The organism is Helicobacter canis, from assembly GCF_008693005.1.
GTDB classification, from domain to species: Bacteria; Campylobacterota; Campylobacteria; order Campylobacterales; family Helicobacteraceae; genus Helicobacter_B; species Helicobacter_B canis.
Window position 1 is genome coordinate 1 of sequence record NZ_VXKE01000010.1, and the last position, 13,897, is coordinate 13,897.

Annotated in this window: 11 protein-coding genes; 1 reads left to right on the forward strand and 10 read right to left on the reverse strand. The window is 47.0% G+C overall.

Annotation, left to right across the window (positions count from 1 at the left end; all coding sequences use genetic code 11):
• The 5 genes from F4V45_RS03315 to F4V45_RS03335 all read right to left on the reverse strand — a co-directional run.
• Nucleotides 1-2,545 (reverse strand): vacuolating cytotoxin domain-containing protein (locus tag F4V45_RS03315; RefSeq protein ID WP_150337052.1); only part of this gene is annotated, 2,545 nt, incomplete at its 3' end.
• A gap of 89 nt (nucleotides 2,546-2,634) precedes the next feature.
• Nucleotides 2,635-3,840, reverse strand: a complete 1,206-nt coding sequence (locus F4V45_RS03320; protein ID WP_210670686.1) for a 2,3,4,5-tetrahydropyridine-2,6-carboxylate N-succinyltransferase — start codon at nucleotides 3,838-3,840, stop codon at nucleotides 2,635-2,637.
• A gap of 37 nt (nucleotides 3,841-3,877) precedes the next feature.
• Nucleotides 3,878-4,780: an AEC family transporter gene (locus tag F4V45_RS03325; RefSeq protein WP_246144988.1), complete on the reverse strand. Its 903-nt coding sequence runs from the start codon at nucleotides 4,778-4,780 to the stop codon at nucleotides 3,878-3,880.
• Between the two features lie 83 nt (nucleotides 4,781-4,863).
• Complete coding sequence (locus F4V45_RS03330; RefSeq protein ID WP_150337055.1) at nucleotides 4,864-6,207, reverse strand: patatin-like phospholipase family protein; 1,344 nt, start codon at nucleotides 6,205-6,207, stop codon at nucleotides 4,864-4,866.
• Nucleotides 6,208-6,209: 2 nt separating this feature from the next.
• A complete protein-coding gene (locus F4V45_RS03335; protein ID WP_170235155.1) occupies nucleotides 6,210-6,758 on the reverse strand; it encodes a phosphatidylglycerophosphatase A family protein in 549 nt (182 codons plus the stop codon).
• Nucleotides 6,759-7,016: 258 nt separating this feature from the next.
• On the opposite strand from F4V45_RS03335, the gene F4V45_RS03340 reads away from it, so the two are divergent.
• Nucleotides 7,017-7,196, forward strand: coding sequence for a hypothetical protein (locus F4V45_RS03340; RefSeq protein WP_150337057.1), 180 nt, complete (start codon nucleotides 7,017-7,019; stop codon nucleotides 7,194-7,196).
• 182 nt (nucleotides 7,197-7,378) lie between these two features.
• Here the strand turns inward: F4V45_RS03340 and F4V45_RS03345 are convergent, their stop codons facing one another.
• The 5 genes from F4V45_RS03345 to F4V45_RS03365 all read right to left on the reverse strand — a co-directional run bounded on the left by F4V45_RS03345 (nucleotide 7,379) and on the right by F4V45_RS03365 (nucleotide 13,897).
• The gene (locus F4V45_RS03345) at nucleotides 7,379-8,644 is read right to left on the reverse strand and encodes a glucose-6-phosphate isomerase (RefSeq protein ID WP_150337058.1); all 1,266 of its coding nucleotides are present in this window, start codon (nucleotides 8,642-8,644) and stop codon (nucleotides 7,379-7,381) included.
• A 9-nt stretch (nucleotides 8,645-8,653) separates the two neighbouring features.
• The gene (gene gap / locus F4V45_RS03350) at nucleotides 8,654-9,634 is read right to left on the reverse strand and encodes a type I glyceraldehyde-3-phosphate dehydrogenase (protein WP_407925325.1); all 981 of its coding nucleotides are present in this window, start codon (nucleotides 9,632-9,634) and stop codon (nucleotides 8,654-8,656) included.
• Nucleotides 9,635-9,666: 32 nt separating this feature from the next.
• Nucleotides 9,667-11,478 (reverse strand): glucosyltransferase domain-containing protein, encoded by a 1,812-nt coding sequence (locus tag F4V45_RS03355; protein ID WP_150337060.1) that lies wholly within the window; start codon nucleotides 11,476-11,478, stop codon nucleotides 9,667-9,669.
• Nucleotides 11,478-12,575: a glycosyltransferase family 2 protein gene (locus F4V45_RS03360; RefSeq protein WP_150337061.1), complete on the reverse strand. Its 1,098-nt coding sequence runs from the start codon at nucleotides 12,573-12,575 to the stop codon at nucleotides 11,478-11,480. Before F4V45_RS03360 ends, F4V45_RS03355 begins: the two co-directional genes overlap by 1 nt.
• Before the next feature lie 92 nt (nucleotides 12,576-12,667).
• Nucleotides 12,668-13,897, reverse strand: a complete 1,230-nt coding sequence (locus tag F4V45_RS03365) for an AI-2E family transporter (RefSeq protein WP_150337062.1) — start codon at nucleotides 13,895-13,897, stop codon at nucleotides 12,668-12,670.

Sequence of the window (13,897 nt, forward strand, 5' to 3'; positions counted from 1 at the left end):
TGGCTGTGTGTAAGAAGAAGTCTAAATCATAGTTTAAGACATTTGCTCCTGTCCAAGTGATACCTTTATCATAGATAGAGAGAAAGTTTAGCCACTCAAAGATGTCAGATTCTACCTGTGTGGCATTAGATTGGGTTAGAGTGGTGCTTGATTCTGTGATGTTGTTGTCTTTTTTACATTGCTCTGCATCAGTAGAGTTGCAAAAGACCTTATTAAGCTTGCCACTAGAATCTGTGTATTCATACACATAGATTTGCTTGCCATCGCCACTAAGCTGTGTTTGCACTTCTTGAGTGATTGTAGCAGTGTTAGAGATAGAGCCTATCTTCTCTACACACTCTTGCCCACATTTCTCATAGAGATAGTAGCGGATATCGCCGATTTCATAGGGGTTATTAGCATTATTAGAGCTAATCTTTAGCCCAATGTAGTTGTAAGTTAGCACCTTTTCGTATTTGAGTCCCATAGCAGAGAGATCATAGCGATCTTTGGCATAGTCTGGGTTAGAAGAATCTTGGGTAGGGGCATTGCCTGCATAGATTGCGATAAGCTTTTCAATTTGGGCGCACTGCTCTTTGGCACTGCCATCACAATGGATCATCCGCTGTTTCCCAGTAGAATCTACAAAGTTATACTTAATCTCGCCTGCATCAATGAGTCGCTTGACTTCTCCAGGTTTAAAGTGAATGTTCTTTAAATTACTCCCAGCATTAGTGATAGCAAGTAGGGGCTTGCCATAGCCATTGTGCAAGCTAGAATCCTTAATCGATACACCTAGCTCTAGCACACCTGCTTGGTTTTTGCCATTGACTAGTTGATTATCTAGCACGAGCTGGGCATTGGTAGCATCCATCACAATCTGCCCACCCGGAGTTAGGGTTAGGTGGTGGAAAGAGGCAGTGGAGTTAGAGTGCAAGGTGATGTTAGTAGCGGTGGTGTGGTGGATATTGGAGGCGTAGAAGCCGCCTTTGACCCCCACAGAAAGCGAGCCTAGCTCTAGCGTGCTATCTTTGACAAAGGCATTGCCACCGCCGCTATTGACAAAGGTCATTCTAGCCGTATCTGCGGCGAGATCTGTGCCATCATCTAACTTAATAGAGTCAAACTTATACTTCCCGCCCTCTTGTGCCCAAAGCTTCGTGCCTAAGCCATCTTGCCCGCCATTTGTCTGTCGCTTTTGCACCACTAGAGATTTGGCAGAGAAGTCGCTATTCATTCGCACATTAGCAGCGACTATTTCTATATCGCCTACACTTGCTTTGCCCTTGACTTTGCTAAAGTCAAAGGTCGCCCCACCCCAAGTCTGCTGGGCTGTGGCGGTGGTGAGCTTGCCTGTGTGAGTGAGATCCCCACCACTCTCAAACACCGCATAGTCCGACGAGCCCACACCTTCTAGCTGGTTGGTAAGCTTGATATTGGTATCTTTTAGCGTGATAGAATCTTTGGCGATAAACTTCACCACAAATGCCCCGGCATTATCGGTGGAATTATTGATACCGCGCGTGGAGTAGATCTCTGCTTTATCAAGGTTTATGGTATTGGCTTCAAAGGTGGCATAAGTCTCATTGACCGCTGTGCCGACATTGCCGTGTAAGGTTAGATTCTTTATTGAGAGATTTTCTCCAGCCTTGGCGATAAACTGCCCCTTGCCAGAGTGCAGCGTGGCATTAAGATTAGCTATATCGATATTTTTACCCGCGGTAAAATTGATATATGCATCTTTGCTTAATGTGCCAGAATTAAGCGTGGTGCTACCACCATCGATCTTTATATCTCCATTTTTAGATTCAAACACCAAGCTATCGCCTTGTATGTTTGTCGTAGTATTGGTGAAAGTAAGAGAAGATTCTGCGCTAAATTTTGTTTCGTTTTTGTTCCACGCAATATCAGGTCCTGCTATGTTTAGGTTGCTGTTTTTAAATTCGATTATATTCCCACTGAAATTCACCACGACTTTTTCGCTATTTGAAGGCATTTCAAGCGTAAATTTGTCGGCTTCAAGCTTATTTTTGGCACTGACTTTTAGCTCGGAATTTGAGCCTTTAATTTTAAAATTAGAATCCTTGAGAGAAACATCGCCATTTGTTGAATTAAGCGTCAAACTATCGCCTTGTGTATTTGACCACATATCGACGGTGAGATCTTGGGCAGTGAGATTTTCACTCGCGTTAAAGACCAAAGTCGCCCCAGCTCCTGCACCTGTATTATTCCCTGCGCCTAATCGCGATGTGAGATAGACTTCTTTGGCATTAAAAGTGCCGGTAACATAGCCTGTCCAGCCTCCATTGCCAAAGTGGATACCATCATCTCTATTTGTATTTTCCGCTTTTTGAGTATTGCCAAAGACTAGTGTACCGTTATTGTAGTTTTGTGTGAAATTTGAGCCTGTAATACTATATGGATTCTGCCCCTTGGCATAAAAAATATCCGACTCATCCTTAGTTGTAGAACTTAGCCTGTAAATATCACCACCTATATCCTGCGCACTCTGTGCATAGCTAGGCATACTAAGACAAAATGCGCATAAAGCACTAGATCTTATCACTGCGCTACATTTTGTATAGAATCCTAATTTCACCACACACCCCACAATATCACTTACCAGCAATATCGGCTTTTTATGTTAATGATGATCTAATGCAAATCCGCGTTTAGCTCGATTTTGCGATTGCTTCTAAAGGCGATCATCTTGCCGCTTTTAGAGTCCTGCCTGTAATGCACCCCGTGCTTGCCTGAGAGCTCGCGCCCCTTATATAGCCCGCTATCTTTGATAGCAAAGTCCGCATTGATTTGCGCGATTTTCTCCGCTTCTGCTTTATCGATAGCAAATATCGTGCCTGCAAGCACTGCGATACCGCCATCGACTATACAGCCATCACCTAGGCTTATGCCAGTGGAGCTATTGACCCCTAGCAAGCAGTTTTTGCCAATGGTGATAGGCTCGCTATTGCCCCCACTTAGCACACCTAGGATACTCGCCCCACCGCCCACATCGCTGCCTTCACCCACAATCACGCTAGAGCTTATGCGCCCCTCATTCATACAAGCCCCAAGAGCGCCAGCGTTGAAATTCACATAGCTAGCACCGGGCATTTGCGTGTAGCCGCCGCTGCCAAGATATGCGCCAAAGCGCGTTTTGGCAGAATCTAGCAGGCGGATATTGTCGTATTGGGGGATTACTTGCATTAAATATCGGGGGAATTTATCCACAAAGTCAATCGCAGGGAAGCTGCCCTCCATTTTTAGGCGGATTTCATTCTCGCGCAGCCACTCTAGCTCATAAGGAGTGTTCCCACTCCACGCGACATTTTGCAATAGCCCAAAGATCCCATCAAGCTGGAGTGAGCGCAAGGGGGCTTTGCCAAGCGATAGGGCTAGGAGCTTTAAGTAGGCAGACTCTACGCTTTCGCATTTTTCATCGTTGTAAATCACGCAGAATCTAAACCTAGCATTGCAGCCTTGTGCGAGTAGCAAGCCGTTTTTAGCGTGCTTTTGAAGCTCTAAAATTACTTGGATATTTTTATGCGTGGCGGGATTTGCCAAAGATTCTGCCAAAAATGGCTCATACAGCTCTAACGCACGCTTGATGAAGCCCTCTGTAATACCAAAAATCGCTTCACTATCACTAGAATGCAGCGGCGCAGCAGCCTTAAGCGCGTCAAAAAACACCGCATAGCTGCCGAGATTCTCATCTGTCCAATTTAGCAAGGGGTAGGTGGCACTAAGCACAGCTTGGGACTTCTGCCCATATTCTATGCGTGCAATCCCAAAGGCTAGTGGCTTTCTATACTCGGGGAGATTTTGAGTCGCAGCGACAAAGGCTTTAAAAGAATCTTTCATCATAGCTCCTTGAGTAGTTTGAATAAGGGGTATTATATTATAAATGGCTTATATATAGCCAAAATGGCGTGCTAAAAGCTGCGAGTGGCACACCAGCCACGATACAAGAAATCGCCAGCCTAGAATCCAGCCCTGCGCGTGCGATCACCGCGACTGCGCTAATGAGTGGGGGCATAGCCACTTCTAGTAGCACCATTTGGTGGTCTTCTTGCACCCCTATGCCAAACACATACAAAAACCCTAAATACAACATCGGCGTAAGTACCATACCAAAGCCTAGCACGACTCCCACTCTCCTCCACTGCAAGCGCAAAAAATCAAAACGCAGCTGCACCCCTATGGCAAAGAGAGCCACCGGCGTAGCGCACGCTGCTAGAGACAAAATCGGCGCGAAAAGTAGCTCTGGGATACTAAAGGGCATAGCCTTAAGCCCAAAGCCACAAAGCATAGAGAGAAAGAGAGGGTTTGCAAAAAGGCGCACCCCCACCGCGCGCAAGCGGAATTTCGCCCCAGAGCTTAAGCTAAGAAGCAACGGAGTCAAAATAGCTAGCGGCAGCCCCGTGCAAAACTGATCAAGCACGATCGCCTTATGCGCAGCTTGCTCGCCTAGCGCACCCTGCACGATAGGCACACCCAAAAAAAGCGTATTGTGCAAAGAGACTAGAAAGGCGATGGTAAGCGCAGTGGCAAAGCATAAGCGCAAAACCTTTAAGACAAACACAAACGCCAATGCGCCAGCTGCGAGATTACACACAAGAGCTAGGGCAAAAAGCCCCAAAAGCTCTAAGCTCACGCTTGAGTGATACACCCCTGTGAAAATCGCGCTTGGCAGAGCGAAATTGAGCAAGAAGCCTAGCAGGATATTGCCCTGCCTATCGCCAAGCAGGCGCATTTTCTTCGCCAAGTATCCCAAGGACATAAAGACAAAAACACTATACATCGCCACAAGCACGGCTGCCCCCTTATACGCTAGAATCTAGTTGCACGCTTGCGCTCCTTTGCTTGCTTAAAGCAATCCCAAGCCTAGATTCTAGCACTTTCTTCATAAGCTAGCGCAAAAGCCAGCATAGCACACAAAAGCTTCTCGCCAAACTCATCAAAAAGCGAAGTGTCTGGCTTTTTGTCTTGCAAAATCGCATAGGCACGCGCGATTTCTTTCCCCAAGCTAGAATCCACTTTAGATTCTAGTGTTATGCCTTGGGTGATATGAGCTAGGTCGCGCTTGGCTTTAGCAAACACTTCTTGTGCGTTATAAATCGTTGTCTCATCATAATTCATAAGCTGCATATAGGACTCTAGCAGGGCAAGAGTAAGCTGCTCTAGGCTTATGCGCTGGGCGTTGTGGGGCTTTAGCGTGCTTAAAAGGAGGTCGCAAAATGGCGTGGTAGAAGTGAGCTTAGAAATTAGCCCTGTGCTTGCAAGCTGTGTGCCAAAGCGTGCTAGAGTGCTACTAGGCAGAGCGTTTTTGTCAAGCTCCTTTGCCAAAAGGCTAGCAAGCAGCCTGCTTGAGAGCGTGCGAAAGGTGCTAGAATCCACCTCATCTAAAGGCATAAACGCAAAACGCAAGCCCACAAGAGAGCCAAAATACCGCTTTGTGTCTAAATAGCCTAGCTGTATATTGCGCGCGATGGATTGCGGCGTGAAGTCCAGCATCGTGCCTAGATAGCGCGAGGGGCGGATATGGCGCACAAGCGGGTTGCTATCGTATTTGGTTACAAAGTCATTATGCAAGGAAATGGCGATGACTTCACTCGCCCCCATTTTAAAGGCTAAATCGATGGGCAAATTATCATAATACCCCCCATCAATGTAGCTCTTCCCGCCAATTTCATAAATGGGAAAAGCCGGGAAGCACGAAGCAGAAGCCATAACCCAATGCGCGAAGCTCTCTTTAGTCAAACTAGACTTTGTCTGCTCGCACGCTTGAAAGCTAGGCACCTCCAAGCACAAAAGCCCAAAATCCAGCCTTGAATGCACAAGCTTTGCATAGTCTAAATGCGTGGTGATGATCTTCCACAAGGGCGCAGTGTCCATACCTTTGTTTTGCGTGTAGGCTTTGAGAAATGGCAGGAGCTTTTGGGCGTTGTCAAAATAATAGTCCATATCAGTGGTGAGATTTAAGCCACTGCCTATGACTTTTTCTACATCAAGGCTCTCCCACAGCGCGCTAGCCTTATCAAAGTCTCCTTGCGCGATCATCGCGCCATTTAACGCACCAATGGATACGCCTGTAACAAGGCTAAATGAGAATCCAAGCTCGCGCAAAGCCCTATACGCGCCTACTTGATACGCACCTTTGCTGCCCCCACCGCCTAGCACGAGTGCGAGCTTTTTAGCGGGGGTGGGGGCTAGATTCTGGGTGTGCATAGTTAGTAGGCTCGTGCAGAAATTATGCCAGCAGCCACATCATACGCAAAAAGCACCAAAATCCCAGCAGCCCCAGCCACAATCCCGGCTACTACATCATCTAGCACCACGCCAAGACCGCCTTTAAGCTTTCTATCAATGCGCCCAATGATAGAGGGCTTCCAAATGTCAAATACGCGGAATAGCACAAAAGCTAGCATAATATGCGCAAAATGCCCCTCGTGCCATAGAGTGCTCATAGTCAGCCATATATCCGCGCTCTTATCGATAGTGAGCCATAGCGAAGGATTCCCATAAGATAGGATACTCATCGCCAGCCACACGCCCACAAGCTCATCGATGACTATCCACTTTTCATCGTGCTTTTTGCTATATGCTTCCCATTTGTCGATCTCGCGCACCGCGATTATCCCAAGCAAGCACGCAAGCAGGAAAAGCGTCTGCGCAGAGTAGAGCAAAATGGGCAGCCCAAGTAGCACGGAGAGCGCGCTGCCAGCGGTGCCGGGGGCTTTGGGGGATCGACCACTATATAACACACTTAGAAATACCACACGGAGTGTTTGGGGCGATTGAGCTTTTTTTGTTTCTGGCGTTGGCTTTGGGGCTAAAAATGGCGATTGCTGCGGCGAGTCGGCGGTTACATACGCTCTAGTATGCGCCCAAGTCTGCTCTTGCAAAGCCCCATTTTTATCACCCAAATCCTGCCGCCTAGCTGCTTGGCTACAAGACACATTTTGGACTTTGTTTTCAGTAGAATCTTCTGGCTCGCTTACACTTTTGGCGTTTTTGTCAAACGAGGATTCTAGGGCTTGGGCGTTGTTTGGCATTGCTACTTCCTTGAGAATTTATTTTTAAACGAGAATTCTAGCCTAGAATCCATTTTATGGATTGCCACGACTTGCTGGCGCAAGTCTCGCAATGGCAGAGAGATCGGCAGGGCTAGAATCCACTTTTTGATTCTCAGCCCCTTTTTTCTTCAAGGATTCTAGGAATTAGGGCTGATTTTTTATTTTTAGCTTGTTTTGTAAAGCCACTTTGGGATTCTAGGAATTGCGGTAGTGCTAGTGGGGCTTTTTAAGGATTTTAGGGCAGAGCTAGACTTGGTGGTCTGCGGTTGCCCTAAAATCCTTAAAATCGCCGCTATGATTACCCAAGACCGAATCCCCCTGTGTTAAGCAAAATACCCCCTTAACCTCTGCTTCCCCAACTCCACCCCAGGCTGATCATACGCATTCACCCCCAGCAGCACCCCCGTGCAAGAAGTCAAAAGCTCAAAATACACCACAAGCGCGCCGATATGCCACGCATCTAACCTCTCTAGCACGATAGAATCTGTGGGGATAGCAAGCGACTCCAAAGTCTCTAAAGTCGCTTGCTTTTGAAGATTGAGCAAGCGTAAAAATGGCGTGCCATTGACAAAATCGGTGGATTCTAGTCCTGCTAGATGACAATGCGGCACGATAAAGCCAGAATCCTTACTAGAATCCACCTTATCACATTCATCACTTAAAGACAAAAAGCTCACCACCTTATCACGCGCCCCTTGCACGATGAGCTGCAAGAATGAGTGCTGATCGATACTGCCCACAAGTCCCACAGGTGTAAGCCCCACACCCTGTGTGCTACTAGAATCCGCTTGGCTCAAACTTTTGCCCAAGCTTTCCCCCCAGAGCTGCACAAACCAGCGATTAAGCTCACTAAACACACTCCCATAAGAAAACAGCACACTTATGGGATACTGCTTGTGGTGCTTGGCTAGAAAGGCGGCTTTATCGATGATATGCCCCTCTTTGCCAGCAAAAAAGCTCTCCATCATCGCCCTAGCACCTTGCAAAAGTGCGCTAATATCAAGCCCAAGCAGGCTCAAAGGCACAAGCCCCACTAAAGATAGCACCGAAAATCGCCCCCCCACATTAGCAGGGATTGTAAAGCACTCTAGCCCTTGTGCTTTGGCAAAGCTCTCTAGCGGCGAGCCAGAGTCTGTGATACAGGCTAAATGCTGCTTGTTCGCGCTGCTTAGTAAATCAAAATGCGTGATAAGAAACTTCACTAGAGAAATGCTCTCAATGGTCGTGCCAGATTTAGAGATAAGCAAAAAGTGCGTGTGTTGTAGCGCGATGGATTCTAGCACGCGGCTTGTCTCAAAGGGATCTGTATGCTCCAAAAAATGCACGCGCCTAGCACAATCCCTGCAAGAATGCCCCAAAGCCGCTTGCACCGCACGCACCCCTAGTGAGCTACCACCTACACCGATGATGACAAGATCTGTGATAGGAGAAAAATACTCGCGCGTGCTATATGCTAAAGCGGATTCTAGGGCAAGTGTGTCAAAGGGGAGCTTGTAGTAGCCGCTTGCTCCACTGCTAGATTCTGCCTTGATAGCTTCAAGCACAGAGCTAGAATCCACTTTGGCATAGGAAGTGTGGAAGCTAATCATAACCGCACCTTAACGCCCTAGCACAAACGCCGCCATATCCACAAGCCGCGTAGTGTAGCCAAACTCATTATCATACCACGCAAGGATTTTGGCAAATCGCTCGTGCAGCACCATCGTTTTATCCGGCACGATAATCGCGCTATAAGGCGCGCCGATAAAATCGCTTGAGACACATTGATCATTATCGATGTGGAAAATCTGGGGCTTTGCTTTAGCTTGTGCGGCAAAAAGCGCGTTTAGCTCATCTTTGCTTGTGGGCTTAGAGAGATTGACACTTAAATCCACCACGCTTACATCAGGTGTAGGCACACGCATAGCATAGCCGGTAAATTTGCCCGCAAGCTCTGGGATCACAAGAGCCACCGCCTTTGCCGCGCCGGTGGAAGTGGGGATCATACTTAGGGCTGCGGCTCTTGCTCGGCGCAAATCTTTGTGCTTGACATCTAGGAGATTTTGGTCGTTGGTGTAGCTGTGGATTGTCGTCATAAGGGCGGATTCTATGCCTAGATTCTCGTGCAAGACTTTGGCGATAGGGGCTAGGCAGTTTGTGGTGCAAGAGGCATTAGAGATGATAGGCTCGCCCTTATAGCTTTGCTCATTGACCCCATAGACAAAGGTAGGTGTCTCATCAGCAGGAGCAGAGATCACCACTTTTTTGACACTGCCTTTTAGGTGGGGGCTAGACTTTTCTAGGGAGTTAAATTTGCCCGTGCATTCAAGCACGGCTTGCGCGCTGCCAAAATCTAGCGCGGTTATATCGCGATTGCTTTGGATTCTAACGCGCTTGGAGTTGCCGATCTTTAGCGTAGTCTCATCGAGCTTTTCTACATCATATCTGCCATGCACAGAGTCATAGCGCAGTAAATGCACCAGCGTATCTATGCTTGCGGTGGTATTCATACTCACAAGCTCCATATCATCGCGCTTGCCGATGATCCTAGCCGCACAGAGTCCTATGCGCCCTGTGCCGTTGATCGCTACTTGTTTCATCAAACTCCTTTAAAAGTGGATTCTAGTAGTCGCTAGACTTTTGCTCGCTTAAGTTCGCGCGCTTGGGGCTTTTCCTCTCGCATTTTCTCTTCTTTCATCTTTTCTTCCTCTTGGCGCATAAGCTCTTCTTCAAAGGCGTGGGGGTATTTATCCTTGCCCTTAAACTCTATAATCGTGCATTCTGGATAGACTTCTATCAGGTGGAATATATTATCCACGCGCGCTTTGAGTCGCCCTGCGGTGGCTGGGTTGCACTTGGGATTCTCTGCTAGCTTTTCAAAGTCCTCCGCATCAACTACGACATCTGGCTGCTCCTCTGGCACATCGCCCCAGCCATAGTGCTTCATCGCCGTGCGCACCCAATATTTGCCATCGGTGATTTTTACAAGTCGCTTCATTAAAGGATTGTGCTTAGAGGAATTTTCTAGCACAGGCGAAGCAGTGATCCAACCCTTTATGCGAAAGGTATAGTCTTTGTAGCTTTTTTGCTTAGGCATTACATTGACCAAATCTTGTAGCAAAATCGTTAGGCGGAAGGTTTGGTATTTATCTTGCTGGGAGAGGGCATTGCCATAAGCATTAGCAAAGACAATGAGCGACCACGAGAAAAACCCAACCACAACCGCTGAAGCGACAAAAAACGAGCGAGCATAAAAGGGGCGCGAGACAAGGGCATTAGAATTTGTCTGGCGCGTGTCTTCTTGCTTATACGCCCATCCTCGCCACGCGCTCACCACATAGATTGCCATCGCCGCACTCCACACGCCAATACCAATAAATGCGCGCGGTCTTTGCAGCGGCTCTGCAAGCACCAAATACACCCCATAAGAGAGCATTATCCCAAGGCTAAGCAGCAGCACACCTAGAAGCAAGGCTAGAATCTTACTGCGCTTAGATTGATAGATGATTGATAAAAGAAACATTCCCATAAGGGCGAAAAAGCAGATTTTAATCCCCGTCCAGTCAAAGTCGCTCCACAAGTAGCCAAGATACATTTGCATATTGCCAATAAAGCCGCTTGGCAACTCACTAAGAGGAAATGTCGAAGTGCCTGCTTGTGCGTGAGCAAATGGGTGCATAATAAAGACTTTAAAAATCCCAAGTGCAGTGGCATAAGTGAGAAATGAAACGCCGATGAAAGTTAGGGTTTTCTTAATGCCTGCGTTTGTTTGATTAAACATCAAAAAGCCAAAGAAGAGCACAAGGATAATCTCCACCCCACTGCTTGCCTGATAGGTCATACACATACCAAGTGATGAGAGAATCGCCACAGGGATATAAGCGCGAATATGGTGGATAAACACAAAAGGCAGCACACCAAAAAGCACCGATAGTGCCATATAGGGCGAATCGTATTTAAACGATAGCTCTTCTAAAAAGTAAGGAGAGAGCCCAATAGGGATTGAAGCGATGATGGCAAGCGCGGTTAGGCGTTTTTTATAAGGCTGCTCAGCAGAATCCCACTGGGACTCTTCATTTTTCCAAATAACCTCGCGGATACTCCACACCAAAATCAACGATGCAAAGCTCAAAAACCCTATGGCGACAAACTGCGTCAAAGGCGAGACATCTGCTAGCACTGTGTCCATATGCATAAAGGTGGAGAGATAGTAGCTAATGTAGCGCGAGAAGTTATCCCACTCCTTGTAGCCGATGATAGAGCGATTTAGATCATCGATATAATACACATCTGCACGGATAAGGCTAATGATCCCAAGCAAATACAGCCCAAAGGCGATGAGAAAATACTTCCAAAAGCCCTGCGTGTGAAAAAACGCCCAGCACGCCGCTTTAAACTCTTCAAGTGTTTTTACAAAAAGATTGTCCTTAGATTTTGGTGGCATTAACTCTCCTTTGTAGTAGTAGAATGTGCTAGGCTAGATTCTGCTGCGCTAGGGTGTGGCTGCTCTAAAGTGGCGCAAGAGCTTGGCGACTTTTTGCGCGCATCAAGGATAAAATGTGGGCGCATTTTGACCTGCTCATAGATTCTAGCGATATACTCGCCAATGACCCCAAGCAGCATAAGCTGAATCCCACCGATAAAAGTGATGATGACAATAAGACTAGGGTAGCCAGCCACGGCATTGCCATATAAAATCGTATCGATAATGCGATATATGCCAAAGCATACCGCAAACACCGAGATGAAAAACCCAAGCACAAACGCTATGCGCAGTGGCATCGTGCTAAAGCTTACAATCCCCTCAATAGCGTATTTAAACAGCTTCCAAAAGCTCCAGCTTGAAGACTCTTTAAAATGTGGGATATACTCATACTCCAAGCACTCTCGCTTAAAGCCCACCCACGCGAACATCGCTTTAGAAAAGCGGTGGTATTCTCTCATCTGCAAGAGTGCTTCTATTACTTCTCTATCCATTAAGCGGAAATCACGCACGCCAGATTCTATCTTGACTTCAGAGATAAAGTTTGAAATCTTATAAAACGCCTCGCTAAGTGCAGCGCGGAGCTTAGACTCTCCAGCGCGTGTGGTGCGGCGCGCGTAGATGACTTTGGTCTGCCTGCTAGATTCTAGCCAGATTCTAACCATATCGACAATCATATTTGGCGGGTCTTGCAAGTCTGCATCAAGTAGCACGACCCCTTGCCCCTGTGCTTGCTCTAAGCCAGCTAAAATAGCCGCCTCTTTACCAAAATTGCGCGAGAAAGAATGCACACACACCCTGCGATTTTTATTTGTGTCTTTGGCAGCAATATCTTCTAGCAGAGCCAGAGTGTTATCGCGGCTACCATCATTGACAAATATCAGCTCATAGGGGATAAGCTGTGATGGCGTGGCAGTAAGCTGCGCACTATGCTCCAAAACAAATGGCACAAGAGCGTCCATAGTTTTTGTGATTTCTGTGAGAAATACGGGGAGCGAGACCTCTTCATTATAGCAAGGCACAACTATGGAAATACCAATAGTAGTAGATGGGTTCATAGATATACTCTCTAGGGCAAATGTAGTAAGCAGTGGAGCGATTATAACCACATCAAATAAACCAAGATTAAACCCTGCCCCTGCCCCAAACCTTACATAGAAGCGAAGTCGCGCTCATAGATTCTAACCATTACGATAAAAAACGCCGTAATCGCAGGTCCTATGATAATCCCCCAGAATCCACACGCGCTAAGCCCTGCAAAAATAGCAAAAAATATCACAAATTCATTGATATTAAGCGGCTTATCTAAAAGCTTGCGATTGACTATGCGGATAAGGAAAGGCTTGACAATATTATCAATAATAAAGCCGATAAAAACAACACTATATAGCACCAAAACCACCGCTTGCACAATCTCGCCTTGCACATACAAAATAAGCCCCACAGGCAGCCACACAAGCGCACCGCCCACGATTGGGATAAGCGAGCAAAGCCCATACAGCACGCCAAGCAGCACGCCATCTAGCCCAAACACGCTAGCAAGCAGCCCAAAGGCAAAGCCCTGCAAGCAGACATTTAAGATTGTGGAGAAAAACACCACGCGTAGCACGCCACTTACATCTGCGGCTATAAGGTCGATTTGCTCATCTCTAGCGGGCAAAAGTTTGCAAAAATACCCATACCACGCCCCACCATAGTAGAAAAACACCGATAAAAACAGCACGATGAAGCACGCATCAACTACAAACCCCACGCTACTTTTGCCAACTATGGTGCTAAGGCGGCTCACAAAGCCAGCAATCGATGAGAAAGAGAAGTTTGCTAGCACATCTTGTGCTTGGATAAAGGGTAGGTAGTGTAGCGCACTGCGGATAAGCTCTTTGATTTGGACAAACCACACTTCCGCCTGCTTCCAATCCACCCCAAGCAGCCCAAGCGCGCCACGATGGATCACAAAATACAACGGGATAATAAATAACGCCAGCAAAACAAGCACGCTAAGACCAGAGGCAAGGAGATTGCTCTTTAGCTTTGTGTAAAAAAACTCCTTGATCCAATAAGTCGCGATACATAGCAGTGCCGCGATAATTATCGTGTATAAAAAGGCGTAGTAAAGCCATACGATTAGTCCAAGAGATAGCGCAAACGCACAGGTGAAAAATATCTTAGCCCCAAGGGTAGCGCGCGGATTTGGTGGGGTAGAATCTAGCTTATTAGATTCTAGCTCTGGTTGCTTGCAGCAGGATTTTTCTAAAGAAACCTGCTGCGGCTTCGCCTTGCACCGCTGTCGCTGGTTTTCTAAAAAAACCTGTGGTGGCTCACCTGAAGCCAAACTTTCATCAAGGGTAGAAGAAGTTTTAGAAGTAGTATCTGCTTGCAT

What these genes read in the sequence shown, in the direction of transcription:
- F4V45_RS03320 (WP_210670686.1), bottom strand. Translation starts at nt 3,840, where the DNA reads ATGAAAGATTCTTTTAAAGCCTTTGTCGCTGCGACTCAAAATCTCCCC.
- F4V45_RS03325 (WP_246144988.1), bottom strand. Translation starts at nt 4,780, where the DNA reads ATGTATAGTGTTTTTGTCTTTATGTCCTTGGGATACTTGGCGAAGAAA.
- F4V45_RS03330 (WP_150337055.1), bottom strand. Translation starts at nt 6,207, where the DNA reads ATGCACACCCAGAATCTAGCCCCCACCCCCGCTAAAAAGCTCGCACTC.
- F4V45_RS03345 (WP_150337058.1), bottom strand. Translation starts at nt 8,644, where the DNA reads ATGATTAGCTTCCACACTTCCTATGCCAAAGTGGATTCTAGCTCTGTG.
- gap (WP_407925325.1), bottom strand. Translation starts at nt 9,634, where the DNA reads ATGAAACAAGTAGCGATCAACGGCACAGGGCGCATAGGACTCTGTGCG.
- F4V45_RS03355 (WP_150337060.1), bottom strand. Translation starts at nt 11,478, where the DNA reads ATGCCACCAAAATCTAAGGACAATCTTTTTGTAAAAACACTTGAAGAG.
- F4V45_RS03360 (WP_150337061.1), bottom strand. Translation starts at nt 12,575, where the DNA reads ATGAACCCATCTACTACTATTGGTATTTCCATAGTTGTGCCTTGCTAT.
- F4V45_RS03365 (WP_150337062.1), bottom strand. Translation starts at nt 13,897, where the DNA reads ATGCAAGCAGATACTACTTCTAAAACTTCTTCTACCCTTGATGAAAGT.